The sequence below is a fragment of the Streptomyces pallidus (ex Mingjun et al. 2026) genome (genome assembly GCF_051550185.1).
Taxonomy (GTDB): domain Bacteria; phylum Actinomycetota; class Actinomycetes; order Streptomycetales; family Streptomycetaceae; genus Streptomyces.
The window spans coordinates 2,686,620-2,709,893 of the sequence record NZ_CP196181.1; the positions used below are offsets into that span (position 1 = coordinate 2,686,620).

At 73.3% G+C, this 23,274-nt stretch carries 21 protein-coding genes, 1 tRNA gene and 1 pseudogene; 5 read left to right on the plus strand and 18 right to left on the minus strand.

Annotated features, from left to right (window positions below; genetic code table 11):
- Positions 1 to 4: 4 nt before the first annotated feature.
- The 13 genes from ACSHWO_RS11410 to ACSHWO_RS11470 all read right to left on the minus strand — a co-directional run bounded on the left by ACSHWO_RS11410 (position 5) and on the right by ACSHWO_RS11470 (position 14,534).
- Complete coding sequence (locus tag ACSHWO_RS11410; protein ID WP_361088901.1) at positions 5 to 640, minus strand: protein-tyrosine-phosphatase; 636 nt, start codon at positions 638 to 640, stop codon at positions 5 to 7.
- Entirely contained in the window at positions 637 to 1,284 is a 648-nt protein-coding gene (locus ACSHWO_RS11415; RefSeq protein ID WP_360637101.1) for an L-threonylcarbamoyladenylate synthase, read from the minus strand. The genes ACSHWO_RS11410 and ACSHWO_RS11415 overlap by 4 nt, the downstream gene beginning before the upstream one ends.
- Before the next feature lie 46 nt (positions 1,285 to 1,330).
- Positions 1,331 to 2,176 carry a peptide chain release factor N(5)-glutamine methyltransferase gene (gene prmC / locus ACSHWO_RS11420; RefSeq protein WP_361088903.1) on the minus strand — a complete coding sequence of 282 codons (846 nt, stop codon included), beginning with the start codon at positions 2,174 to 2,176 and terminating at the stop codon, positions 1,331 to 1,333.
- Positions 2,177 to 2,217: 41 nt separating this feature from the next.
- Positions 2,218 to 3,303 carry a peptide chain release factor 1 gene (gene prfA, locus ACSHWO_RS11425; RefSeq protein ID WP_361088905.1) on the minus strand — a complete coding sequence of 362 codons (1,086 nt, stop codon included), beginning with the start codon at positions 3,301 to 3,303 and terminating at the stop codon, positions 2,218 to 2,220.
- Positions 3,304 to 3,415: 112 nt separating this feature from the next.
- Positions 3,416 to 3,634 carry a 50S ribosomal protein L31 gene (gene rpmE / locus ACSHWO_RS11430; protein WP_030153765.1) on the minus strand — a complete coding sequence of 73 codons (219 nt, stop codon included), beginning with the start codon at positions 3,632 to 3,634 and terminating at the stop codon, positions 3,416 to 3,418.
- Positions 3,635 to 3,810: 176 nt separating this feature from the next.
- Entirely contained in the window at positions 3,811 to 4,911 is a 1,101-nt protein-coding gene (locus ACSHWO_RS11435) for an LCP family protein (protein WP_361088908.1), read from the minus strand.
- A gap of 351 nt (positions 4,912 to 5,262) precedes the next feature.
- The gene (rho, locus tag ACSHWO_RS11440) at positions 5,263 to 7,305 is read right to left on the minus strand and encodes a transcription termination factor Rho (protein WP_438311586.1); all 2,043 of its coding nucleotides are present in this window, start codon (positions 7,303 to 7,305) and stop codon (positions 5,263 to 5,265) included.
- 424 nt (positions 7,306 to 7,729) lie between these two features.
- Positions 7,730 to 8,662 carry a homoserine kinase gene (thrB, locus tag ACSHWO_RS11445; RefSeq protein ID WP_385830696.1) on the minus strand — a complete coding sequence of 311 codons (933 nt, stop codon included), beginning with the start codon at positions 8,660 to 8,662 and terminating at the stop codon, positions 7,730 to 7,732.
- Between the two features lie 420 nt (positions 8,663 to 9,082).
- Positions 9,083 to 10,153, minus strand: a complete 1,071-nt coding sequence (gene thrC, locus ACSHWO_RS11450; protein WP_361088914.1) for a threonine synthase — start codon at positions 10,151 to 10,153, stop codon at positions 9,083 to 9,085.
- Positions 10,154 to 10,159: 6 nt separating this feature from the next.
- The gene (locus ACSHWO_RS11455; protein ID WP_385830714.1) at positions 10,160 to 11,464 is read right to left on the minus strand and encodes a homoserine dehydrogenase; all 1,305 of its coding nucleotides are present in this window, start codon (positions 11,462 to 11,464) and stop codon (positions 10,160 to 10,162) included.
- Positions 11,465 to 11,589: 125 nt separating this feature from the next.
- On the minus strand, positions 11,590 to 12,981 hold the full coding sequence (gene lysA, locus ACSHWO_RS11460; RefSeq protein ID WP_385830721.1) for a diaminopimelate decarboxylase: 1,392 nt from the start codon (positions 12,979 to 12,981) through the stop codon (positions 11,590 to 11,592).
- A 19-nt stretch (positions 12,982 to 13,000) separates the two neighbouring features.
- Positions 13,001 to 13,987 (minus strand): ArgS-related anticodon-binding protein NrtL, encoded by a 987-nt coding sequence (gene nrtL / locus ACSHWO_RS11465; RefSeq protein WP_438311590.1) that lies wholly within the window; start codon positions 13,985 to 13,987, stop codon positions 13,001 to 13,003.
- 76 nt (positions 13,988 to 14,063) lie between these two features.
- Positions 14,064 to 14,534: a response regulator gene (locus ACSHWO_RS11470; RefSeq protein WP_385831828.1), complete on the minus strand. Its 471-nt coding sequence runs from the start codon at positions 14,532 to 14,534 to the stop codon at positions 14,064 to 14,066.
- A 105-nt stretch (positions 14,535 to 14,639) separates the two neighbouring features.
- Between ACSHWO_RS11470 and ACSHWO_RS11475 the strand changes: the two genes are divergently transcribed.
- Positions 14,640 to 14,711, plus strand: a tRNA-Arg gene (locus ACSHWO_RS11475).
- A gap of 122 nt (positions 14,712 to 14,833) precedes the next feature.
- On the opposite strand, the pseudogene ACSHWO_RS11480 reads toward ACSHWO_RS11475, so the two are convergent.
- A pseudogene (locus tag ACSHWO_RS11480) lies at positions 14,834 to 16,140 on the minus strand (phosphoribosyltransferase family protein).
- 207 nt (positions 16,141 to 16,347) lie between these two features.
- On the opposite strand from ACSHWO_RS11480, the gene ACSHWO_RS11485 reads away from it, so the two are divergent.
- Positions 16,348 to 17,352: an XdhC family protein gene (locus tag ACSHWO_RS11485; protein ID WP_438311592.1), complete on the plus strand. Its 1,005-nt coding sequence runs from the start codon at positions 16,348 to 16,350 to the stop codon at positions 17,350 to 17,352.
- A 63-nt stretch (positions 17,353 to 17,415) separates the two neighbouring features.
- Here the strand turns inward: ACSHWO_RS11485 and ACSHWO_RS11490 are convergent, their stop codons facing one another.
- Positions 17,416 to 17,739, minus strand: coding sequence for a plasmid stabilization protein (locus ACSHWO_RS11490; protein WP_438311595.1), 324 nt, complete (start codon positions 17,737 to 17,739; stop codon positions 17,416 to 17,418).
- A 153-nt stretch (positions 17,740 to 17,892) separates the two neighbouring features.
- On the opposite strand from ACSHWO_RS11490, the gene ACSHWO_RS11495 reads away from it, so the two are divergent.
- On the plus strand, positions 17,893 to 18,297 hold the full coding sequence (locus tag ACSHWO_RS11495) for a DUF6479 family protein (protein WP_438311598.1): 405 nt from the start codon (positions 17,893 to 17,895) through the stop codon (positions 18,295 to 18,297).
- A 72-nt stretch (positions 18,298 to 18,369) separates the two neighbouring features.
- On the opposite strand, the gene ACSHWO_RS11500 is transcribed toward ACSHWO_RS11495, so the two are convergent.
- Both ACSHWO_RS11500 and ligD read right to left on the minus strand, forming a co-directional pair.
- Positions 18,370 to 19,350 carry an ATP-dependent DNA ligase gene (locus ACSHWO_RS11500; RefSeq protein WP_438319052.1) on the minus strand — a complete coding sequence of 327 codons (981 nt, stop codon included), beginning with the start codon at positions 19,348 to 19,350 and terminating at the stop codon, positions 18,370 to 18,372.
- Positions 19,350 to 20,276 (minus strand): non-homologous end-joining DNA ligase, encoded by a 927-nt coding sequence (gene ligD, locus ACSHWO_RS11505; protein ID WP_438311600.1) that lies wholly within the window; start codon positions 20,274 to 20,276, stop codon positions 19,350 to 19,352. The genes ACSHWO_RS11500 and ligD overlap by 1 nt, the downstream gene beginning before the upstream one ends.
- Before the next feature lie 31 nt (positions 20,277 to 20,307).
- Here ligD and ACSHWO_RS11510 point away from each other — a divergent pair, with 31 nt between their 5' ends.
- Positions 20,308 to 21,429, plus strand: a complete 1,122-nt coding sequence (locus ACSHWO_RS11510; protein ID WP_438311603.1) for a Ku protein — start codon at positions 20,308 to 20,310, stop codon at positions 21,427 to 21,429.
- A gap of 81 nt (positions 21,430 to 21,510) precedes the next feature.
- On the opposite strand, the gene ACSHWO_RS11515 is transcribed toward ACSHWO_RS11510, so the two are convergent.
- Positions 21,511 to 22,311, minus strand: a complete 801-nt coding sequence (locus tag ACSHWO_RS11515) for a nuclease-related domain-containing protein (RefSeq protein WP_438311605.1) — start codon at positions 22,309 to 22,311, stop codon at positions 21,511 to 21,513.
- 192 nt (positions 22,312 to 22,503) lie between these two features.
- Here ACSHWO_RS11515 and ACSHWO_RS11520 point away from each other — a divergent pair, with 192 nt between their 5' ends.
- Positions 22,504 to 23,073: a hypothetical protein gene (locus ACSHWO_RS11520; RefSeq protein ID WP_438311608.1), complete on the plus strand. Its 570-nt coding sequence runs from the start codon at positions 22,504 to 22,506 to the stop codon at positions 23,071 to 23,073.
- Positions 23,074 to 23,274: the final 201 nt, after the last annotated feature.

The window sequence follows — 23,274 nt, forward strand, 5'->3', positions numbered from 1 at the left end:
GGGATCAGCGCGAGGGCGTGACGCCCGTCAGGGCCGTGACGACGGGGTCGAGGGCCTGGTTGATCTCGTCGCCGATCGAGCGGAAGAACGTGATGGGCGCCCCGTACGGGTCGTGCACCTCGTCCGCGTCCTGCGAGGGGGCCAGCAGCCAGCCGCGGAGCGCCGCCGCGGCGCGGACCAGCGCCCGCGCGCGCTCGACGACGCCGTCGTCCAGCGGCGGCAGCGTCGCCGGGTCTATCGCCCGTACCAGGCGGGTGAACTCCTTCAGCGTGAACGTCCGCAGCCCGGCCGAGTGCCCCATGGAGATGACCTGCGCCCGGTGGTCCCGGGTGGCGGTCAGTACCAGGTCGGCGCGTATGACGTGCTCGTCGAGGAGCTCGCGCCCGGTGAAGCCGGTGGCGTCCGCACCGAAGTCGGCGAGCACGGCCGCCGCGTTCGCCTCCATGGGGGCGCCCTCGTGGCCCCACGTGCCGGCGCTCTCCACGATCAGGCTGCTCGCCGGGACGTCGCCCAGGCGGTGCGCCAGCGCATGCCGGGTCAGCCGCTCGGTGATGGGCGAGCGGCACACGTTGCCGGTGCTGACGTGGAGGATGCGGAAGGTGCCCCCGCCGTCGGCTATGCCACGCCCCCGAGGGCTCACGGGGCCACCTCGAGGTCGGGTACGACCTCCCGCAGCTGCTCGGCGGTCAGCGCGCCCTCGCGCAGCAGGACGGGGACCTTCCCGGTGACGTCGACGATCGAGGACGGCTGGATGCCGGGGGTGGGCCCGCCGTCCAGGTACACCGACACGGAGTCGCCGAGCATCGCGCGCGCCGCGTCGCAGTCCTCGGGCGCCGGGTGGCCGGTCAGGTTGGCGGAGGACACGGCCATCGGGCCGACCTCGGTCAGCAGCTCGATCGCGACGGGGTGCAGCGGCATGCGCACGGCCACCGTGCCCCGGGTCTCGCCCAGGTCCCAGGCCAGTGACGGCTGGTGCTTGGCGACGAGGGTCAGCGCGCCCGGCCAGAAGGCGTCGACGAGTTCCCACGCCTGCTCGGAGAAGTCCGTGACCAGGCCGTGCAGGGTGTTCGGGGAGCCGATGAGCACCGGGGTGGGCATGTTGCGGCCCCGGCCCTTGGCGGCGAGCAGGTCGCCGACGGCCTCCGCGCTGAAGGCGTCCGCACCGATCCCGTACAGGGTGTCGGTGGGCAGCACGACCAGCTCGCCGCGGCGCACGGCGGATGCGGCTTCCCGCAGGCCCGTCGCACGGTCCGTCGCGTCGTTGCAGTCGTATCGCCGGGCCATCAGCGGGCCTCCTCGTGCAGCAGGTGGGTGGCGGGAAGGGGGGCGCTCACGGCAGCGCCTTGCGGGCGGTCGCGAAGCGCGGGCGGTTGTTGAGGTCGGGGTGGTCGGCCGCGTCGGCCCAGCCCCGCTCCTCGGCGAAGATCCACGGGACCTGGCCGCCCTGGGTGTCGGCGTGCTCGATGACGACGATGCCGCCGGGCCGCAGCAGCCGGTGGGCGGTCCGCTCGATGCCGCGGATGGTGTCGAGGCCGTCCTCGCCGGAGAAGAGCGCCATCTCCGGGTCGTGGTCGCGGGCCTCGGGGGCGACGTACTCCCACTCGGTGAGCGGGATGTACGGCGGGTTGGAGATCACCAGGTCGACCTGGCCGTCCAGCTCGGGCAGGGCCTCCAGGGCGTCGCCGTGGTGCACGGTGACCCGTGAGCCCTCGGCGTTCTTGCGGGCCCAGCCCAGGGCGTCCTCGGACAGCTCCACGGCGTGCACGCGCGAGCGCGGCACCTCCTGGGCCATGGCGAGGGCGATGGCCCCGGACCCGGTGCACAGGTCCACGATCAGCGGCTCGACGACGTCCATCGCCCGGACGGCCTGTATGGCCCAGTCCACGACCGACTCGGTCTCGGGCCGGGGCACGAACACCCCGGGTCCGACCTGGAGCTCCAGGTAACGGAAGAAGGCGCGCCCGGTGATGTGCTGGAGCGGCTCGCGCGCCTCGCGGCGGGCGACGGCCTCCCAGTAGCGGGCGTCGAAGTCCGCGTCCTTGACGTGGTGCAGTTCCCCCCGTTTGACGCCGTGGACGAAGGCCGCGAGCTCCTCGGCGTCGAAGCGCGGTGAGGGCACGCCTGCGGCGGCCAGCCGCTGGGTGGCCTGGGCCACCTCGGCAAGCAGCAAGTTCACGCTGGTCCTCCGGGCTTGCTGTCGTACGGGGGGGAGGGGGGTCAGTTCGGGTTCGCGGCCGCGAGCTTGGCGGCCGAGTCGGTGTCGACGCAGGACTGGATGACCGGGTCGAGGTCGCCGTCGAGCACCTGGTCCAGGTTGTACGCCTTGAAGCCGGTCCGGTGGTCCGAGATCCGGTTCTCCGGGAAGTTGTACGTGCGGATCTTCTCGGACCGGTCGACGGTGCGGACCTGGCTGCGGCGGGCGTCGGCCGCCTCCTGCTCGGCCGCTTCCTGGGCGGCGGCCAGCAGGCGGGAGCGCAGGATGCGCATGGCCTGCTCCTTGTTCTGGAGCTGGCTCTTCTCGTTCTGGCAGGACGCGACCACGCCGGTGGGCAGGTGCGTGATGCGGACGGCGGAGTCCGTGGTGTTGACGGACTGGCCACCGGGACCGGAGGAACGGTACACGTCGATGCGGAGGTCGTTCGCGTTGATCTCGACCTCGACCTCCTCGGCCTCCGGGGTGACGAGCACGCCGGCGGCGGAGGTGTGGATGCGGCCCTGGGACTCGGTGGCCGGCACGCGCTGGACGCGGTGCACGCCGCCCTCGTACTTCAGACGGGCCCAGACGCCCTGGCCGGGCTCGGTGGCACCGTTGCCGCCCTTGGTACGGACGGAGACCTGGACGTCCTTGTAGCCGCCGAGTTCGGACTCGGTGGAGTCGATGATCTCGGTCTTCCAGCCCACGCGCTCGGCGTAGCGCAGGTACATGCGCAGCAGGTCGCCGGCGAACAGGGCGGACTCGTCGCCGCCCGCGCCCGCCTTGATCTCCAGGAGCACGTCCTTGTCGTCGCTGGGGTCGCGCGGGACGAGCAGCAGGCGGAGCTTCTCCGTGAGCTCCTCCCGGTGCACGGTCAGCTCCTTGACCTCGGCCGCGAAGTCGGGGTCGTCGGCGGCGAACTCCTTCGCCGTCTCGATGTCGTCCGCCGACTGCTTCCACGCCCGGTAGGTGGCGATGATCGGGGTCAGCTCCGCGTAGCGCTTGTTCAGCTTGCGCGCGTTGGCCTGATCGGAGAAGACCGAAGGGTCGGCGAGCTTCTTCTCGAGGTCGGCGTGCTCGCCGACCAGTTCCTCGACCGCCTCGAACATCGGGGGCTCCTGGGGTGAAAAGTACGAAAAAAGGGCTGCGGGACGACAAAGGCGCCGGCCCGGCCGCGCCCGCGTGAGCGGGGTGCGGCCGGGGTCCGGCGCCGTGGGCTCGCTACTTCGAGCCGGCAGCCTTGCCGAAGCGGGCCTCGAAGCGGGCGACACGGCCACCGGTGTCGAGGATCTTCTGCTTGCCCGTGTAGAACGGGTGGCACTCGGAGCAGACCTCGGCACGGATGGTGCCCTCGGTCAGGGTGCTACGGGTGGTGAACGACGCGCCGCAGGTGCAGCTGACCTGGGTCTCGACGTACTCGGGGTGAACATCGCGCTTCAAGGTGTCTCCTAGATTCGGGAGGGCACCGGGTCGCAGGGGCCGAATTGCCGCGTGCGTGAACCGGGGCCGACAGACCAGTCTGCCAGGACCGGGCTGCCTGACAAAATTTCGGGAACGCCCTCCTCAACCAGGAGGGCCCGGCATCTATTCCGCCGGCGGATCCGCCGGCCACGGCACTAGCGGACGATGTCCCCGGCCGGGCTCTTGTCGCCGGCGGAGTTCGCGGTGGCCTCGGCCGGGACCGGCTGCTCGGCCAGCAGGGCGTCCCAGACCATCTTGGACTCCTTGGTGAGCGGCGCGACGCGGTTCGGGTCGTACCGGTCCGTGGTCACCGGCAGGGTGATCATCTGCATGTTGTGGGAGTCGATGCCCTGCAGGCTCTGGGCGAAGCCCATGAGGGACTTCACGTCGCCGAGCGACTTGTCGGTGGTGAGCGCCTTGGTGCCGGTGTCGGCGAGGTCGAGCAGCCGCTTGGGGTTGTCGAAGATGCCGATGCCCTTGACCTGCTTGATCAGGGCCTTGATGAAGGCCTGCTGGAGCTGTATTCGGCCGAGGTCGCTGCCGTCGCCGACGCTCTTGCGCGTGCGGACCAGGCCGAGGGCCTGCTCGCCGTTCAGACGGTTGGTGCCGGCCGGGAGGTTGAGGTGGCTGCCGTCGTCCTTGATCGGCTTGGTGGTGGTCACCTCGACGCCGCCGAGGTTGTCGATGATCTTCTTGAAGCCCGTGAAGTCGACCTCGATGTAGTGGTCCATGCGGATCCCCGACATCTTCTCGACGGTCTTCACCGCGCAGGCCGCCCCGCCGATGGTGAACGACTCGTTGAACTGCGAGCGCGAGCTGCCGCGGTCGGTCTTGCCGTCGCTCGTGGCGCACGAGGGGCGGTTGACCATGGTGTCGCGCGGGATCGACACGACGGTGGCCTTCTTGTGACCCTCGTACAGGTGGACGATCATCGCGGTGTCGGAGCGGGCCGAGCCGCCGTCGTCGCGGCCGTACTCGCCGTTGGCGCCGGCCCGGGAGTCGGAGCCGAGGACGAGGATGTCCATCGAACCGTTGTCCACGTTCTGGGGGCGGTCCGCGCCGAGCGCCTGGTCGATGTCGACGGTCTTCAGATTGCCGCTGATCTTGAAGTAGAACCAGCCCAGTCCCGCGCCGCCGAGGAGAACCACACCGGCCGCGCTCCAGGCGACCACGGCCAGGGCCTTGCGCCTGGCCGGTTTCTGTCGGCGCCGGTCCGCGGCGGCGCGCCGCCCCTCGCCCCTGCTCTCCTCGCTCATGCTCTCCTCAGTCCTGGGTGCGGGCCCCGCCGTCCGTCCGGCTCCGGGCTACCCCCGCCTGCCCCTGACACAGACGGGCGAACGCCCCCGCGGGTTCCACGGTCCGGCCGCAGCGGGCGCGCGCGGGCGGCCGGTGTGGCGAAGCTCGCACCGGCCGCCCTGGGACGGGCGTGACGGCAGCGTCGGAAGGGGCTTCCGGGGCCACAGGGGCCGCGCTGGACGCCCGTACGCGCACGGCCGTACCCGGGTGTGCCCGTACCGGCCCCGCAGCCCCGTAGGGGCGGACGACGCGGGACCGCCCCCGCCGCGGCTGCGGTGGGGGCGGTCCCGGTGGAGTTGCCTCGACGGAGGTCAGTCGTCGTTCTTGCCCGACGGGGTCGTCTTGGCGATCTGCATCAGGAACTCGGCGTTCGACTTCGTCTGCTTCATCTTGTCGAGCAGCAGCTCGATGGCCTGCTGCGAGTCGAGCGCGTGCAGCACCCGGCGCAGCTTCCAGACGATGGAGAGCTCCTCGCTGTTGAGGAGGATCTCCTCCTTGCGGGTGCCCGACGGGTCGACGTCGACGGCCGGGAAGATGCGCTTGTCGGCGAGCTTCCGGTCGAGCTTGAGCTCCATGTTGCCGGTGCCCTTGAACTCCTCGAAGATCACCTCGTCCATGCGCGAGCCGGTGTCGACGAGCGCGGTGGCCAGGATGGTCAGCGAGCCGCCGTCCTCGATGTTGCGCGCGGCGCCGAAGAAGCGCTTCGGCGGGTACAGCGCGGTCGAGTCGACACCACCGGACAGGATGCGGCCGGAGGCGGGCGCCGCGAGGTTGTACGCGCGGCCCAGACGGGTGATGGAGTCCAGCAGGACGACCACGTCGTGGCCCAGCTCGACGAGGCGCTTGGCGCGCTCGATGGCCAGCTCGGCGACGGTGGTGTGGTCCTCGGCCGGGCGGTCGAAGGTCGAGGAGATGACCTCGCCCTTGACCGACCGCTGCATGTCGGTGACCTCTTCCGGACGCTCGTCGACCAGGACGACCATCAGGTGGCACTCGGGGTTGTTGGTGGTGATCGCGTTGGCGATCGCCTGCATGATCATGGTCTTGCCGGTCTTCGGCGGGGCCACGATCAGACCGCGCTGGCCCTTGCCGATCGGCGACACCAGGTCGATGATGCGCGTCGTCAGCACGCCCGGGTCGGTCTCCAGGCGGAGCCGGTCCTGCGGGTAGAGCGGGGTCAGCTTCTGGAACTCGGGGCGGCCGCGACCGGATTCGGGAGCCATGCCGTTGACGGAGTCCAGGCGCACCAGCGCGTTGAACTTCTCGCGGCGCTCGCCGTCCTTGGGCTGGCGCACGGCACCGGTGACGTGGTCGCCCTTGCGCAGGCCGGCCTTGCGGACCTGGGCGAGCGAGACGTACACGTCGTTGGGGCCGGGCAGGTAGCCCGAGGTCCGGATGAACGCGTAGTTGTCGAGGATGTCGAGGATGCCCGCGACGGGGATCAGGACGTCGTCGTCGGCGACCTGCGGCTCGCCCGGCGCGAACTCGTCGCGGCCGCGACGGCCGCGGCGGTCGCGGTAGCGGCCGCGACGGCCGCGACGGCCGCCCTCGTCGTCGAAGTCGTCCTGCGGCCCGGCGTCCTGGCGGCCCTGCTGACCGCCCTGCTGGCCCTGACCGCGGCCGCCGCCCTGCTGGCGGTCGCCCCGGCCGCCGCCCTGGCCCTGGCCCGGGGCGCCCTGGCCCTGCTCGTCGGCCTTGGTGCCGCGCTCGCGGCGGTCGCGCTGGCGGTCGCCGCGCTCGCGGCGGTCGCGGCGGCTGCGGCCCTCGCCCTCCTGGGCGGGCGCGGAGACGGCGGTGGCGGCCTCGGCCTTGGTCTCGGCGGGCGCGGCGACCGTGGCGGTCTCGGCCTTGGCCTCGACGGTCACGGTGGCGGCGGCGGCGTTCTCCGGGCTGCCGGAGGGGGCGGTGGCGCGGCGACGGCGACGCTCGCCGGCCGGGGCCTCCTCGACCTCGCTCGTGCGGGAGGTGCCCCCGGCCGGCTGGCCGGGGATCTCGATCTGCGCCGGCGCGGCGGCGGGCTTCTCCGCGGGCGCCTCGGCGGCGGCCTCGCCCGTACGGGCCTTGCTGGTGGCGCGGCGCTTCGGCTTGGCCTCGGCGGCGTCGGCGGCGGGGGCCGCGGCCTTGGCGGTGCTGCCGCCCGCCTGCGCCTCCTTGATGACCTCGATCAGCTGGCTCTTGCGCATGCGCGCGGTGCCCCTGATACCGAGGCCCGACGCGACCTGCTGCAGCTCGGCCAGGACCATGCCCTCGAGGCCGGTGCCGGAGCGGCGGCGCTTGGGCGCGGAGGCCGCGGCGGGAGCGCTGGCGTCGACAGAGGTGTCGGCAGCGCCCATCAGATCGGTGGTGTCGCTCACGAAGGGTCCTTCCCTGGAGCGGACGTCGGCCTGTCTGGCTCGGCGACCGGTTGTGCTGTCCGTCAGCAGTCCTAGGTGTGTGGACTGTGCCGGGGCGGTGGTCCGCCGGTAGAGGTACGGCGGAGAGAGACGTGCATATGTGGTTCCGGCGAGAGGCCCCCGAGCTGGAAGCGTGGGAAATTCACGCCGATTCCGATTCCGGAGCGTGCTCGAAACTGCCGGAGTGATCAAAGCAGTCGGGGAGGCTCCCGGAAGAAAGGTGGTCCCGGATGGGGACACTGAGCGCCGAGCCAAGGCGGCCTCGGCTGCGCACTTGAGAGTAACACTACCGGATCCAACAGATATTCCCCCTCTCAATGACCGGCAATCGCGCCGTCCGCGCGGGCGGCCTGCCCCGGCCGCCCGTCCCGTGACCGCCCAGCCTTCAGGGCCGGCCGCCCTGGGTTCCCAGCGGAAGTACGCTCGCACCCGCGGCGTCGAGGGCCAGCCGGTTGGCCGCCCATCCCTCGCCCGCGAGCTGCGCGACCTTGTCGGCCGCGCCGCCTTCGACCAGCGCGAGGACCGTCGGGCCCGCGCCGGAGATGACCGCGGGGATCCCGTCCGCCCGCAGTCGGTTGACGAGTGCCACGCTCTCGGGCATCGCCGGGGACCGGTACTCCTGGTGGAGCCGGTCCTCGGTGGCCGGCAGCAGCAGCTCGGGACGCCTGGTCAGGGCCTCGACGAGCAGGGCCGCACGGCCCGCGTTGACGGCCGCGTCCACGTGCGGGACGGTGCGCGGCAGCAGGCCGCGCGCGGTCTCGGTGAGGACGGGCTTGGAGGGGACGAAGACCACCGGAACGATGGAACCGGAGGGCTCCATGCGGATGGCCTTGGCGCTGCCGCCGTCCATCCAGGCCAGGGTGAAACCGCCGAGCAGGCAGGCGGCGACGTTGTCGGGGTGGCCCTCGATCTCGGTGGCCAGTTCCAGCAGGGCCGCGTCGTCGAGACGGGCCTCCCCGCCTATGGTGACGGCGCGGGCGGCGACGATTCCGGCGCAGATGGCGGCGGAGGAGGAGCCGAGGCCGCGGCCGTGCGGGATGCGGTTGGCGCAGACGACCTCCAGGCCGCGCGGCTGTCCGCCCAGCAGGTCGAAGGCGGTGCGCATGGAGCGTACGAGCAGGTGGTTCTCGTCCCGCGGGAGGGTGTCGGCGCCCTCGCCCGCGATGTCGATGTCGAGGCCGGAGTCGGCCACCCGGACGACCACGTCGTCGTAGAGCCCCAGGGCCAGCCCGAGGGCGTCGAAGCCCGGGCCGAGGTTGGCACTGCTGGCGGGGACGCGCACCCGTACGGCGGCGGCGCGGAACGCTGGACCGGCCATCGTCCGATGACACTCCTTGTGACTGTGCGAGAAGTTCGCTGCGAATGTACTGGAGAAGGTACGACACCCGGAGGCCCTCGGGGCGGCACCGCGGTCATATGCGCGGTGGCGGATGTCAGTACAGCGTATCGAAGGAAGGTTCTCCCGCGACATAGGGCGCACAGGAGGCGCACGGTGCGTGTCGCGTCCCAGGCTCCGATCCCCTCGGGTTTTGCCGACGTACGACCCGAGTTGCCGGATTCCACGGGCCGTCCGGAGCGGGTCCGGAACGACCGGGAAGACCCCGGGAGGAGCCGGAATCCGGCAACTCGGCGCGGACGGCCCGGGCTTCGGCGGCGCGTGACGGAGCCTCAGCGCCTGTCGCGCCGGGCCCGGCGGACGGCCGGGCCCGGCGGACGGCCGGGCCCGGCGGACGGCCGGTCAGACCAGGCCGAGGCGGACGGCCGCCGCTTCCGCGTCCACCGGCACGGTGACGGGCTGCGGAGCGCCCGCGACCGCCCAGTCGGGGTCCTTCAGGCCGTTGCCCGTGACCGTGCACACGATCGTCTGGCCGGGGTCGACCAGGCCCTGCTCGGCCGCCTTGAGCAGACCGGCCACCGAAGCGGCCGAGGCGGGCTCGACGAAGACGCCCTCCTGCGCGGCCAACAGCCGGTAGGCGGCGAGGATCTGGCGGTCCGTCACCTCGTCGATGAAACCGCCCGACTCGTCGCGCGCGGCGAGCGCGTACTCCCAGGAGGCCGGGTTGCCGATGCGGATCGCGGTGGCGATCGTCTGCGGCTCCTTGACGACCTCGCCGCGCACGATCGGCGCGGAGCCGGAGGCCTGGAAACCCCACACGCGGGGCGTACGGGAGGCCAGGCCGTCTGCCCTGTACTCCTTGAAGCCCTTCCAGTACGCCGTGATGTTGCCGGCGTTGCCGACGGGCAGCACGTGGATGTCGGGGGCGTCGCCGAGCGCGTCGACGATCTCGAACGCGGCCGTCTTCTGGCCCTCGATGCGCACCGGGTTGACGGAATTGACCAGCGCCACCGGGTAGTTGTCGGACAGCGCGCGGGCCAGGTCGAGGCAGTCGTCGAAGTTGCCGTCCACCTGGAGGATCTTCGCGCCGTGCACCAGCGCCTGGCCCATCTTGCCGAGCGCGATCTTCCCGCGCGGCACGAGGACGGCGGAGACCATCCCGGCGCGCACCGCGTACGCGGCCGCGGAGGCCGAGGTGTTGCCGGTGGAGGCGCAGATGACGGCCTTGGCGCCGTCCTCCTTGGCCTTGGTGATCGCCATGGTCATGCCGCGGTCCTTGAAGGACCCCGTGGGGTTCGCGCCCTCGACCTTGAGGTGCACCTCGCAGCCCGTGCGCTCGGACAGGACCTGCGCGGGCACGAGGGGCGTACCGCCCTCGCGGAGCGTGACCACCGGCGTCGTGTCCGTGACCGGCAGCCGGTCCCGGTACTCCTCGATGATGCCGCGCCACTGGTGGGTGCGATTGCTGCTCATGGGTCCTTACTCCCCTTCAACACGCATGATGCTGGCGACACCGCGGACGGTGTCCAGCTTCCGCAGCGCCTCGACGGTCCCGGAGAGGGCGGCGTCGGGTGCGCGGTGGGTGACGACGACGAGGGAGGCCTCACTGCCGCCCCCGTCTGGACGACCTTGCTGCCGGACGGTGTCGATGGACACGCCGTGCTCCGCGAAGACCGTCGCCACCTGGGCGAGGACGCCCGGCTTGTCGGCCACATCGAGGCTGATGTGGTACCGCGTGACGACGTCCCCCATGGGGCTGACCGGCAGCTGGCTGTAGGCCGACTCGCCGGGCCCCGTTGCCTCGGCGAGCTTGTTCCGGCAGACGGCGACGAGGTCGCCCAGGACCGCCGAGGCGGTCGGCGAACCGCCCGCGCCGGGCCCGTAGAACATGAGCCGCCCGGCGGCCTCCGCCTCGACGAAGACGGCGTTGTACGCCTCGCGGACGGAGGCGAGCGGGTGGCTGAGCGGGATCATCGCCGGGTGCACGCGCGCCGTGACGGACCCGCCGTCGGCGGCCCGCTCGCAGATCGCGAGCAGCTTGATGGTGCAGCCCATGCGCTTGGCGGAGGCGAAGTCGGCCGCGCTGACCTCGGTCATGCCCTCGCGGTGGACGTCGTCGAGCCGGACCCGGGTGTGGAAGGCGATCCCGGCCAGGATGGCCGCCTTGGCGGCGGCGTCGTAGCCCTCGACGTCGGCGGTCGGGTCGGCCTCGGCGTAGCCCAGGGCGGTGGCCTCGTCGAGGGCCTCCTGGTAGCCGGCGCCGGTGGAGTCCATCTTGTCGAGGATGAAGTTCGTCGTTCCGTTGACGATGCCCATCACCCGGTTGATCTTGTCGCCGGCGAGGGACTCGCGCAGCGGGCGGATCAGCGGGATGGCGCCGGCGACGGCGGCCTCGTAGTAGAGGTCCAGCCCGGCCTGCTCGGCGGCCGCGTGCAGGGCCGCGCCGTCCTGGGCGAGGAGCGCCTTGTTCGCCGAGACGACGGAGATGCCGTGGCCGAAGGCGGTGGTGATGAGGCCGCGGGCCGGCTCGATGCCGCCGATGACCTCGATGGCGACGTCGATGTCACCCCGTTTGAGCAGGGCGGTCGCGTCGGTGGTGATCAGCGCGGGGTCGATGCCCTCGCGCACCTTGGAGGGACGGCGCACGGCGACGCCCGCCAGCTCGACGGGCGCGCCGATCCTGGCCGTCAGATCGTCGGCGTGCGTCGTCATGATGCGCGCCACCTCTGAGCCGACCACTCCACAGCCCAGCAGCGCCACCTTCAGCGGACGCGTACGCATCATTCGACCTACGCCTTTCGATCTTCCATCGGCTCCCGGCGGGCGGTGTTGCACGCCGGGTTTGAACCAGTCTCACCCAATGGACACGAGTTTCCATCCTCGGTCCAGTGAATGAGACAGCTATTTCATCATCCGAGGTCGAGACGGAGGAGGTCCTCCTCGGTCTCGCGCCGGACGATCACGCGCGCCGCCCCGTCGCGCACGGCGACGACGGGCGGGCGGAGCGAGTGGTTGTAGTTGCTGGCCATGGAGCGGCAGTACGCCCCGGTGGCGGGTACGGCGATCAGGTCACCGGGGGCCAGGTCGGCCGGCAGGTAGGCGTCCTTGACCACGATGTCACCGCTCTCGCAGTGCTTGCCGACGACGCGGGCGAGCATCGGCTCGGCGTCGGAGGTGCGGGAGACGAGGGTGACGGAGTACTCGGCGTCGTAGAGGGCGGTGCGGATGTTGTCGGACATGCCGCCGTCGACGGACACGTACGTGCGCAGCCCCTCCAGCGGCTTGATCGTCCCGACCTCGTAGAGCGTGAACGCGGTCGGCCCGACGATGGCGCGGCCCGGCTCCACGGAGATGCGGGGCGCGCGCAGCCCGGCGGCCTCGCACTCGCGGGCGACGATCTCGTTCAGCGCCTTGGCGATCTCGTGGGGCTCGCGCGGGTCGTCGGAGGAGGTGTAGGCGATGCCGAGGCCGCCGCCGAGGTCGATCTCGGGCAGCTCGACGCCGTGCTCGTCGCGTACGGCGGCCAGCAGCCGGACGACGCGGCGTGCGGAGACCTCGAAGCCGGCCATGTCGAAGATCTGCGAGCCGATGTGGGAGTGGACGCCGAGCAGTTCGAGGCTGTCGTGGCCGAGGGCGCGGCGCACGGCCTCGGCGGCGGATCCGTCGGCGACGGCGATGCCGAACTTCTGGTCCTCGTGGGCGGTGGCGATGAACTCGTGGGTGTGCGCCTCGACGCCGACGGTCACGCGGATCTGCACGGGCTGGCGTACGCCGTGCTCGCGGGCGATGTGGGCGACGCGGGCGATCTCCTGGAAGGAGTCGAGGACGATCCGCCCGACGCCCGCCTCGACGGCGCGGGTGATCTCGGCCGCGGACTTGTTGTTGCCGTGGAAGGCGATGCGCCCGGCGGGCATCCCGGCGGCCAGCGCGGTGGCCAGCTCCCCGCCGGAGCACACGTCGAGGTTGAGCCCCTCCTCCCGGAGCCAGCGGACGACGGCCTTGGAGAGGAACGCCTTGCCGGCGTAGAAGACGTCCGCGTCAGGGCCGAAGGCGGTGGCCCAGGCCCGGCAGCGGGCCCGGAAGTCCTCCTCGTCGAGGAAGTAGGCGGGGGTCCCGAACTCCTCGGCGAGGCGCGTGACCTCGACGCCGCCCACGCTCACCACCCCGTCGTCGTTCCGCCGGACGGTCCGGGACCAGACCTTCTCGTCGAGGGCGTTGAGGTCGGCGGGCGGAGGGGTGTAGTGGCCCTCGGGCAGGACGTCGGCGTGGCGGGGGCCGGCGGGGTGCGCGGAACGGCTCATCGGTGTCTCTCTTCGCGGATCACAGGCAGTCGGGTGCGGGGATGCCGAGCAGGGCCAGGCCGCCGGCCAGCACCGTCCCGGCGGCTTCGGCAAGGGCGAGCCGGGCGCGGTGGGCGGCCGAGGGTTTCTCGTCCCCCTTGGGCAGGACGCGGTACTGGAAGTCGAGCAGCGCGTCGGCCAGCTCGACGAGGTGCCGGACCAGCCGCTCGGGCGCACGGTGGTGCGCGGCGGCTTCGAGGACGAGGGGGTGGTCGGCGAGGGCGCGCACCAGCGGGGCGCCGTCGCCGGGCGGGACGGGCACCAGCTCGGGCCCGAACCCGAGGAGCCGGGCGTTGCGCACGAGCCCGACGGCACACGCATGCGCGTACCGCACCCGGAAGAACTCACTGGACTCGTCCTGGACGAGCAGCGAGCCGCTGAACGAGGGCGTCTCATGCGCGGGCACGGACAGCATGGCCCAGACGGCGGCGTCCCCGCCGAAGCGGGCGACGACGTCACCGTCCCGCCGGGCGACGGGGGCGACCTTCGGCGGCGGCCCCGCGTCGCGGATCCCCTGCGTCAGCAGGATCAGCCCGACGGCCCGTCCGACGACCCGGGCCCGCAGCTCGCCGGCGGAGGCCAGCTGAACGGGGCCGGTGCCGGGACCGGGACCGGGACCGGGACCGGGGAAGTCGCCCACGAGGCGCAGCGCATCCCGCACCACGTCAACAGAGGAGCGCTCCTCCAACACGAAATTCAGGAAGCCGGCGCCGGTGACCTCGACGCGGGCGATCCCGGCCTCGGCGCCCAGCCGGCCGGCCAGCACCCGGGCCACCTCGCCGGGCGGACGGCCCGCGGCCTTGGCGACCTGGAAGGCGACGGGCGTGGCGTACTCCCCCACCCCGCCGGGGCGGGTCCGCTCGACGACCACCCGCGCGGGCACCGCGGCACGCGCGGGCAGCTCCCCGTCCTCGACGGCGCAGCGCACTGCGCGCACGACGGTACGGGTGAGGTCGGCGGGGGTCACGGGACCAGCCTAGGGGAGACACCCCACGCTCACGCGAACGGTTTCGCCATGTGAACAGGGGCGCTGCCGCCGGACCCTAGCCCCTCCCCCTCCCGGCAGGAGCCCCTTCACGCCCTTCCCGGTCGCGCCGCTCGACCAGCATGCGCACGACCCGTACCAGCTCGGCGGGCTCGAAGGGCTTGGCGACGAACGCGTCGACCCCGGCGTCGATCCCGACCTCCACCTCGTGCTGCGTACAGGCGCTGACGATGGCGACGGGAAGGTGCCGCGTCCGCGGATCGGCCCTGAGCTGCGCAGCAGTGCGCAACCCGTCCAACCGGGGCATGACCACGTCGAGGGTGATCACATCGGGATCCACCTCGTGCACCACGTCCAGGCACTCGGCACCATCGCTCGCGGTCACGACCTCGAAGCCCTCCAGCTCGAGATTGACCTTGATCAGCTGCCGGATGACCTTGTTGTCGTCGACAACAAGCACCCGACCCGAGGCGCCTGGCACAACTCGAGAGTAGGTCCGCCTAAGCCCCCGCGTCCGGCTTTTCGCCACTTCCACCCCGTCCGAGCGACCCGGGCCCCGCTCCCCGGGAAACGGTTTCTGATCACCCCGCGGAAGCTGGTAGTGTTCAACCCGTCGCCGCACAGCGAACGACACGCCCCCGTAGCTCAGGGGATAGAGCAACGGCCTCCGGAGCCGTGTGCGCAGGTTCGAATCCTGCCGGGGGCACTTCGCAAGAAGTGTCACAAGACCCCGCCACCAGCGAGAACGCTGGCGACGGGGTCTTCGCGTATGTCCGGCCACGAAGGCACCCCCGGGGAGCGTGCTCGAGCGCCGTTGCCGTACGGCGTTCACGGGAGGTGGGTGGTGAGCCAGGTTGTGGCCAGGGCGGAGACCTCCTCCAGGGCGCCCGGTTCCTCGAAGAGGTGGGTGGCGCCCTCCACCACCTCCAGGCGGGTCTCGCAGCGGAGTCGGGCCTGGGCCTCGCGGTTCAGGGCCAGGACCTGGGTGTCGTCGCCGCCGACGATCAGGAGGGTCGGGGCGCGGACCTCGGAGAGGTCGGACGCCAGGTCGGGGCGGCCGCCGCGGGAGACCACCGCGTACACCGGGGAGTCCGGCAGCGACGCCGAGGTGAGGGCTGCCGCGGCTCCGGTGCTGGCGCCGAAGTAGGCGAGGTGGAGCTTCGGGGTGCGGGCGTGGAGCCAGGTGGTGGTGGCGGTCAGGCGGGCCGCCAGGGCGGGGATGTCGAAGACGTGGGCGCGGTCCCCCTCCTCGGCCGGGGTGAGGAGGTCGAAGAGGAGGGTGCCCAGGCCTGCGCGGTTGAGGGCCGAGGCCACCCGGCGGTTGCGGGGGCTGTGGCGGCTGCTGCCCGAGCCGTGGGCGAAGACCACCACCGCGCGGGCGTCCGGCGGGAGGGTCAGTTCTCCGGGCAGGGGCAGGCCCGCCGCGTCGATCACCACGTCGGTCGTCTTCGCGGGCGTGCTCATGGGGGTGCCGCCTTCGGGGGGTGGGGGGATGCCGCCTCTCCCGCCGCGCGGGTCAGGAGGGCGACCACTTCCTCGTCCGGGGTCTGGGAGAAGTCGCGGTACCACTGGCCCACGGCCGAGAATCCGGCCGGGGTGGCCAGGAAGAACACGTCGTCGGCCGCGTCCGCGATGCGGGCGGCGGCGTCCGGCGGGGCCACCGGGGCGGCCATGACCACCTTGGCCGCGCCCTGGGCCCGTACGACCCGGCAGGCGGCGGCTGCCGTGGCGCCGGTGGCGATGCCGTCGTCGACCACGATCGCCGTCCGGGCGCGCAGCGGGACGCGGGAGCGGCCGGCGCGGAAGCGGTGGGCCTGGCGGGCCAGTTCCTCCTGTTCCGCCGCCTCCACCTCGGCGATGTCCTGCGCGGTGATGCGGCCGTGCCGGACGATGTCGTCGCTGATGACGCGGACGCCGCCTTCGCCGATGGCACCGAAGGCGAGCTCGCGCTGGTACGGGACCCCGAGCTTGCGCACCACGATCACGTCCAGGGGTGCGTGCAGGGCGCGGGCCACGTGGAAGGCGACCGGGACGCCGCCCCGGGGCAGGCCCAGCACCACGGGGTTCTCCGGCTCGTACTTCCGGAGGGCCTCGGCGAGTCGTCGTCCCGCGTCGTCGCGGTCGGTGAACAGCACCTGCTCTCGCCGCCTCGTCCTGGCGTTCGTCCCATTCGGCCTCTTCTTCGAGAGGAACCCATCGGAGGGTTTTGTGCAAGTGGTCCGAGTGCCCCGGTGGACCGTACGAGGGAGCCGTTGCAGGTCTGTGGGATTCACGGGTGGGTGGGTCCCGGCGGCGTGCATAGGTTGGCGGGGGTGGGGCCACGACGAGAACGGGGCAGCGCGATGCGTGGACTGGTGGAGACGGCGCGGCGGTGGGCGGCCGAGGGGCGGGCGGGTTTCCTGGCCCGGCCGGTGGCCGAGCAGGGGTTCGGGCCGCGGGACCCGGCCGGGGCCCTGCTGCTGGACGCGGGCGGGGAGTGCGTCGGGTCGCTGTACCGGGGGGTGTTCGACGCCGAGCTGGTGGCGGAGGCCGGGGCGTGGTCGCCCGGGGCCACGGCCCGGGTGTGCGAGGTGTCGGTCGGGGCCGAGGAGGCGGCCGAGGCGCGGCTGACCTGCGGGGGCCGGGCCGAGATCCTGCTGCAGCCGCTGGCCGCGGTGCCGGCGCAGTGGTGGGAGCTGCTGGCGCGGGGGGTCGGGGTCGCGCTCGTGACCCGGCTGAACGAGCGGGCCGACCAGGCGGTGAGCGAGGTGGTCCGGGCCGGCGACACCCCCGTCGACGAGGCGGGGCGGCGGGCCGGCGAGCTGCTGGCCACGCGGCGGCCCGGGCGGGACGCCGTGTACGGGGACACCGGGCTGGTGCTCGTGGAGGCCTGCCCGTCGGAGCCGCACGTCGTGATCGGCGGTCCCGCGTCGGGGGAGCTCGCGCAGCTCGTCGGGGCCCAGGCCCGGCTGCTGGGGTGGGGTGCGCAGTGCGTGGGCACCGTCGCGGAGGCCGAGGAGCTGCTGGCGGCGCGCCGGGACGCGGCCTGTCTGGTGATGCTCAGCCACGATCCGGAGTTCGACGTGCCGACGCTGCGGGCCGCGCTCGCGCTCGGCGTCCCGTACGTGGGGGCGCTGGGCTCGCGCCGGACCACGGCCCGGCGGCGCGAGGGGCTGGAGGCGGCCGGGGTCGCGCGGGCCGACGTGGCGCGGGTGCACGGGCCGATCGGGCTCGACCTGGGCGCCCGTACGCCGGCGGAGACGGCCCTCGCGATCTGCGCCGAGATCCTGGCGGTGCTGAGCGGACACGGGGCGGACGGCGCACCGGGCGCACCGGGGTTGCTTGAATCCGGCGGGCCGCTGCGGTAGCCGCGCCCGACGGGGCGGCCACCGCGGCACTGCGCCCGGCGGCTGCGGGTGCGGGTGCGCGCGCTACTTTCCGAGGGCGCGCTTGAGCTGGGCCTTGGTCATCTCCGAGCGGCCGCGGATGTTGCGCTGCCGGGCCTCCTCGTAGAGCTGCGCGTGCGTGGGGCCCTCGGCGCCCGAGTGGGAGCGCAGCCCACCGCGGCGCGACGAGGACATGTCCTCCAGGGAGAGCAGGCTCGCGGTCTCGGACTCGCCGGTGCGGGCCCGCTCCTTGTTGACCGTCCGGGCGGCGATCTCCGTGGCCTCGGCCTCGGGAACGCCTCGTTCCTCGGCGCTCTCCTTGATGTGTTCGTACTGGCGTTCGCGCTTGGGGGAGGATCCGCGGGGCATGCCTGGCCCCTCCTTCCGACGTGGCCGTCGCTCACGAGGACGGCTACTGCCTGCCTACCCGCCGTCCGCGCAGTCAGTCGCCCCTTGCCCATGTTTCCACCATTTCTCGGGCTCATCAGGCACATCAGTACCAAAGCCGGGAATATGACCTGTATGAACACGACACTGAGCTACCTCGCGGTCGACGCGACCCTCTCCGACATCGCGTGGTTCTTCTTCGTGGGCATCCTGATCACCGGGTTCCTGCTCGCCGGCTTCAAGCTGGGCCAGCGCGTCCGGGCCAAGGAGCCCCCGCCGCCGACCGCCGAGAGCCAGCCGCACCTGCCCGAGGGCGGCGCAGTGTACGAGGTGCGCGAGGAGCGCGACCAGGTGCCGATCCCCGAGGGCGGCCTGCGCCCCCACGAGATGCAGGGCTACGGGAACTTCGGCGACACCGCCTCCAGCCACCCCGACGAGGTCCGCAAGCGGCGCGAGTCCGGCTACGAGCGCCCCGAGGGACCCGGACCGCACCCGCAGCCCGGCTCTCCCCCGAACTCGGGACGCGGCGCCCACGCGTGACCGTCCCGGACTCCCGGCCCCGCCGCCCCTCCCCCACCGCGCCTGACCTGCGCCGCCCGCCCGCGGTGCAGGTCAGGCGTCCGTGCGGAGCCTGAGCACCTCGGGGGGCGGGTGCCGGGTCGAGGCGTGCCGGACCTCGGCGGCGAGGGGCGGGTCCAGGGGCCGGTACGCGACCTCCCCGATCCCGATGGCGGTGACCGTGGCAGTGGCGGTGGCGCTGTCCCCTCCGCCCGCCCCTCCGCCCGCCCCTCCGCCCGCCGCGCCGCCCGCCCCTCCGCCGGCCGCGCCGTCCGCCGCCCGCCCGTCGGCGTCCGCGTCCGCCCGCAGGCCCAGCTCCGCCACCAGCTCCGCCCGCTGCACCGCGGTCAGCGGGCTCGACACCAGCGGCGCCTCCTCCTCGCCCGGCAGGACCAGCACCAGCGCCCGGGGGCGGCGCGGGGTGCCGGTGTAGCCGATCACCGCCGCGTCCCGCACCTCCGTGTGCCGCAGCTTCCGCCAGCCGCGGCGCCCTGCCGGGTAGGCCTGGTCCAGCCGTTTCACGACCAGCCCCTCGATGCCGCTGGCGGGCAGGGTCTCGTACCAGGTCTCGGCCACGTCCGGGTCGGTGGTCATCGGGACCGGCTGCAGGGGTGGGCCGAGCGGGAGCAGCAGGTCCACCAGGAGGGCCCGGCGCCGCTCGTACGGGCGCCCGCGCACGTCCTGCCCGGCCAGTTGGAGGACGTCGAACGCGGCGTACGAGGCCGGCAGGCTCTGCGCGAGGACGGCGGCCCTGGCCGCGGTGGCGGCGGCCCGCCGCTGGACGAGGGCGAAGTCGGTGCGCCCCTCGGACCACACCACCACCTCGCCGTCGAGGACGGTGTCGGGGGGCAACTGGCGCGCCGCGACCACCAGGTCGGGGAAGGCGCTGGTCACGATCCGGCCGGAGCGCGCCTGCAGCAGCACGTCCTCGGGCGTGCGGACCACGACCAGCCGGTGTCCGTCGAACTTGGGCTCGTACGCCAGGCCCGCCCCGCGCGGCAGGGTGCGCACGGGGGCCGCCAGCGCCACCTGGATCACGGCGGGCCCCGTCTGCGCGAGGCCCTCGACCCCGCCCTTCCGGGGAGCCGGTGGGTGCGGTCCGGGTCCAGCAGGGGCGCCCAGAGGTCGCCGTCCCGCTCCAGCCGGGGCGGGACGTCGTCGGCGAGGAACACCAGGTCGGCCGGTGTGCGGCAGTCCTCGACCTCGGCCCACGACACCGGCGCGGAGACGGTGGGCCGGGCCCGCGCCCGCAGGGTGTAGGGGGCGGCGGTGGTCTTGGCGGCGGCGTTCTGGCTGTGGTCGACGAAGACCTTGCCGGGCCGCAGGGCCTTGGCCATGCGGTGCACGACGAGTTCGGGGAGCTCGCGCTCGGCTTCCTGGGCGAGGGCCTTCGCGTACGCCGACACGCGCTCGGACGGGGTCGGTTCCAGGGGCACGGACAGGTGCAGCCCCTTGGCCCCGGAGGTCTTGGCGCAGGCTTCGAGCCCGTCGGCGGCGAGCCGCTCGCGCAGCCACCCGGCCACCGCGCAGCACTCGACGACGGTGGCGGGCGCCCCGGGATCGAGGTCGAGGATCAGCCGGTCGGCGACGGCGGGACTCCCCGCCGTCCACTGCGGCGTGTGGAACTCCACCACCAGGTTGGCCGCCCACATCAGCGACGGCAGGTCGCAGACGACCACCTGCTCGGCCGAGGGGTCGTCCGACCGCGGCACGGCGGTGGTCTTCACCCAGGCGGGTGTACCGGGCGGCGGGTTCTTGGTGAAGAAGAGCTGTCCTTCCGGCCCGTCGGGATAGCGCAGGAACGACACCGGCCGGTCGTGGATGTGGGCCAGCAGGGCAGTGGCGACGGTGGCGTAGTAGTGAAGCACCTCGCCCTTGGTGAACCGGGTCTCGGGGTACAGGACCTTGTCCAGGTTGCTGAGCGGGATGCGACGCCCCTCCACCATCGTGATCGGCGTCATACGATGAGACTGCCACGAAACGGGAGGTACCGTGCGATCCATCTGGAACGGGGCCATCTCCTTCGGCCTGGTCAGCATCCCGATCAAGCTGGTGAACGCCACCGAGAGCCACTCCATCTCCTTCCGCCAGATCCACCTCGACGACGGCGGCCGCATCCGCTACCGCAAGGTGTGCGAGCTGGACGGCGAGGAGGTGTCGAGCGACGAGATCGGCAAGGGCTACGAGGAGGCGGACGGCTCGATCATCCCGATCACGGACGAGGACCTGGCCCGGTTGCCGATCGCCACGGCGAAGACGATCGAGATCGTGTCGTTCGTACCGGCGGACGAGATCGATCCGCTCCAGTTGGACTCGGCGTACTACCTCGCGGCGAACGGAGCCACGGCCGCCAAGCCGTACACCCTGCTCCGCGAGGCGCTCAAGCGCAGCCGCCGGGTGGCGATCGCCAAGTACGCGCTGCGGGGCCGGGAGCGGCTGGGCATGCTGCGGGTCGTCGACGACGTCATCGCCATGCACGGACTGCTCTGGCCGGACGAGATCCGGCAGCCGGAAGGGGTCGCCCCCGAGGCGTCGGTCTCGGTGCGCGAGGCGGAGCTGGACCTGGCGGACGCGTTGATGGCGACGCTGGGCGAGGTCGACATGACATCGCTGACCGACGAGTACCGCGAGGCGGTCGAGGCGATGATCGAGTCGAAGGCGGGGGGCGCCTTCGAACCTCCGTCGGAGGCGGAGGTGGAACCGGCCGGCGGCAAGGTGATCGACCTGATGGCGGCCCTGGAGAAGAGCGTACGGGCGGCCAAGGCGTCGCGGGGCGGGGACGAGGAGGCGGCCGGGGCCGGGGCGGAAGCCGAGGTGACGCCGATCCGGCAGCCGGCGCCGCGCAAGCGGGCTCCGGCTGCGCCGAAGGCGGTGGGCGGCAAGAAGTCGACCGCCTCGGCCAAGAAGACGGCGGCGGGAGCGAGGAAGTCCACCGCGACCAAGTCGACGGCGAAGACCGCGAGGACGGCGAAGACGGCCACCACGGCGAAGACCGCGAAGACGGCAGGGAGCACCAGGTCGGCCAAGGCCGCCGGTGGCGCCGAGCAGACCGCGAAGAAGGCGGCGAAGACGACGGCGAAGAAGGCCACCCCCCGGAAGCGGGCCTCTGCGTAGCCGCGGACAGCGTGGGAGCGCGGCCCGGCGGACGGAAGCGGACGGAAGGCGGGCACGGGCTCCCGGGTTCCTCGGGCCGTGTCACCGCCCCTGCCACGTCCGGGCGTCCCGGGCCAGCGCGAACAGGCCCTCGACGTCCGGCGGTTTGAGCGTGGGCGGCGACGACGCCAGGGCGGCGGCGGCCGTGGCCGGTTCGAGCACGAGGATGTCGCGGACCGTGGGGGCCACGTCGACGCGGGAGGCGTCGACCAGGGCCAGCGAAGGCGTGGCCGTGGCACCCAGCGTCCGCGTGGCGGCGGAGGCCGCCCGGCGGATCCAGCGGGGATCGGGGCGGGGGTCGGCGCGGCCCACGCCGAGCAGGAGGTCGCCGACGACCGCGCGTTGGCGGCGGCACGGGAGGCTGCGGATGCAGAAGACGCCGGCGGGGCCGATCAGCAGGTGGTCGAGGCGGCCCAGCGCGCGCAGCGGGATGCAGTGCACGACCCGCCAGCCGTCGGCTTCGAGGGCGTCGAGGAGGTCGCCGGTGCGCTGCTGGGCGGTGAGCTCCTGGCGGAGCCGGTGACGGGTGCGGGCGCCGGCGGAGCCGTGGGCGAGTTCGCCGAGCAGGGTTTCGCCCGGCCGGTTCGGGGCGAGGTCCTCGTCCGGCGGCAGGGCGAGGCGGCGCAGTTCCGTCCGGGTGGGGACGGGCGGGGGGCCGATGGTCCAGGCGCCGCCGAGGTACGGCCGCAGCGCCGCCAGTACGGCTTCGCGGTGCTGGTCGGCGAGCACGCTGATCCGGTTGGTCTGCCGGTCGTACCAGGCCACCGCCCGGCCGTCGGGCAGGTTCACGTAGAGCCGGCCGCGGCCGGGGCGGCCGCTGGGCAGCACTGTGAGTCCGCGCATGGACGTCACCCCCCGGGGTCAATGGGACCAGGGCGGGGGGCCGGGGGCAATCCCCCGTGGGGAGTTCTCGGTCGTGTAACGGCTTCTACGGGTGTCTGCCGGGTTCCTGTTACACGCTCATCGCGGTACCGCAACGGCGGGTTCCTAGGTTGGTGGCGATGACGTGGGTGGCATGACGAAGGAGGGTTCCGCGTGAGCATCGTCCGTACTGTGGTCCGCGCCACGGCCGTGGGCACGTGTGCGGGAGGTCTGGTCGCGCTGCCTGCGGCCGCGGCTCTCGCCGAGGGGATGCCCGCGGCGTCGGCGGCGCGGACGCCGGTCAAGCGGGTGGCGCTCGCGGACGGGGTGTCCCGGGCCGAGGTCTACGAGGTCGCGGACGGTGTCTACCGGGCGGACGTCCTCGGCGGTGACGGGGTCAGGACGGCCACCCTGCACGGCGGGGACGGTGCGGTCGCGATCGGCGGCGGGGCGATGCACGCCGCCCTGCGGGCCGACGGGCGGATCACGTCCTGGGTCGGCGACGCCGGCGCGCCCGGCGGACCCGCGCCCGGCGGACACGTGCCGGACGGCCACAAGACGGCGACGCGCGACGGGGTCGTCCTCGCCGTGCCCGAGCCGAGCACGGGGGCGCTGCGCCTGGACACGCTGGCCGACGAGCCGGGCGACGGGGTGCTGCTGCTGGCCGCGGGCGGCGGCATCGCGGCGGTGGGGGCCGCGGGTCTCGGCTTCGCGATGCTGCGGCGCGGGCGTACCGACGGCTGATTCCGGGGAGGTTCCGGGGGAACCGGGGCATATCTCTGCTTGCGGCCGGACCACGGACGATCGGACCGCGGGTGCTCGGAACGCATCCGGTCGTGCCGCGGAGAGGAGGTCCCGCAGGTGATGAGGACTCCCCTCCTGCGCGCGGCTCGGCGAGCGGCCCGGCGCGCAGCCCTGCACACGACCCGGCGCGCGGCCCTGCGT

Coding starts and splice junctions, on each gene's coding strand:
- ACSHWO_RS11415 (WP_360637101.1), bottom strand. CDS start 1,284: ATGGCCCGGCGATACGACTGCAACGACGCGACGGACCGTGCGACGGGC.
- prfA (WP_361088905.1), bottom strand. CDS start 3,303: ATGTTCGAGGCGGTCGAGGAACTGGTCGGCGAGCACGCCGACCTCGAG.
- ACSHWO_RS11435 (WP_361088908.1), bottom strand. CDS start 4,911: ATGAGCGAGGAGAGCAGGGGCGAGGGGCGGCGCGCCGCCGCGGACCGG.
- thrB (WP_385830696.1), bottom strand. CDS start 8,662: ATGGCCGGTCCAGCGTTCCGCGCCGCCGCCGTACGGGTGCGCGTCCCC.
- thrC (WP_361088914.1), bottom strand. CDS start 10,153: ATGAGCAGCAATCGCACCCACCAGTGGCGCGGCATCATCGAGGAGTAC.
- ACSHWO_RS11455 (WP_385830714.1), bottom strand. CDS start 11,464: ATGATGCGTACGCGTCCGCTGAAGGTGGCGCTGCTGGGCTGTGGAGTG.
- lysA (WP_385830721.1), bottom strand. CDS start 12,981: ATGAGCCGTTCCGCGCACCCCGCCGGCCCCCGCCACGCCGACGTCCTG.
- ACSHWO_RS11485 (WP_438311592.1), top strand. CDS start 16,348: ATGCGTGGACTGGTGGAGACGGCGCGGCGGTGGGCGGCCGAGGGGCGG.
- ACSHWO_RS11490 (WP_438311595.1), bottom strand. CDS start 17,739: ATGCCCCGCGGATCCTCCCCCAAGCGCGAACGCCAGTACGAACACATC.
- ACSHWO_RS11495 (WP_438311598.1), top strand. CDS start 17,893: ATGAACACGACACTGAGCTACCTCGCGGTCGACGCGACCCTCTCCGAC.
- ligD (WP_438311600.1), bottom strand. CDS start 20,276: ATGACGCCGATCACGATGGTGGAGGGGCGTCGCATCCCGCTCAGCAAC.
- ACSHWO_RS11515 (WP_438311605.1), bottom strand. CDS start 22,311: ATGCGCGGACTCACAGTGCTGCCCAGCGGCCGCCCCGGCCGCGGCCGG.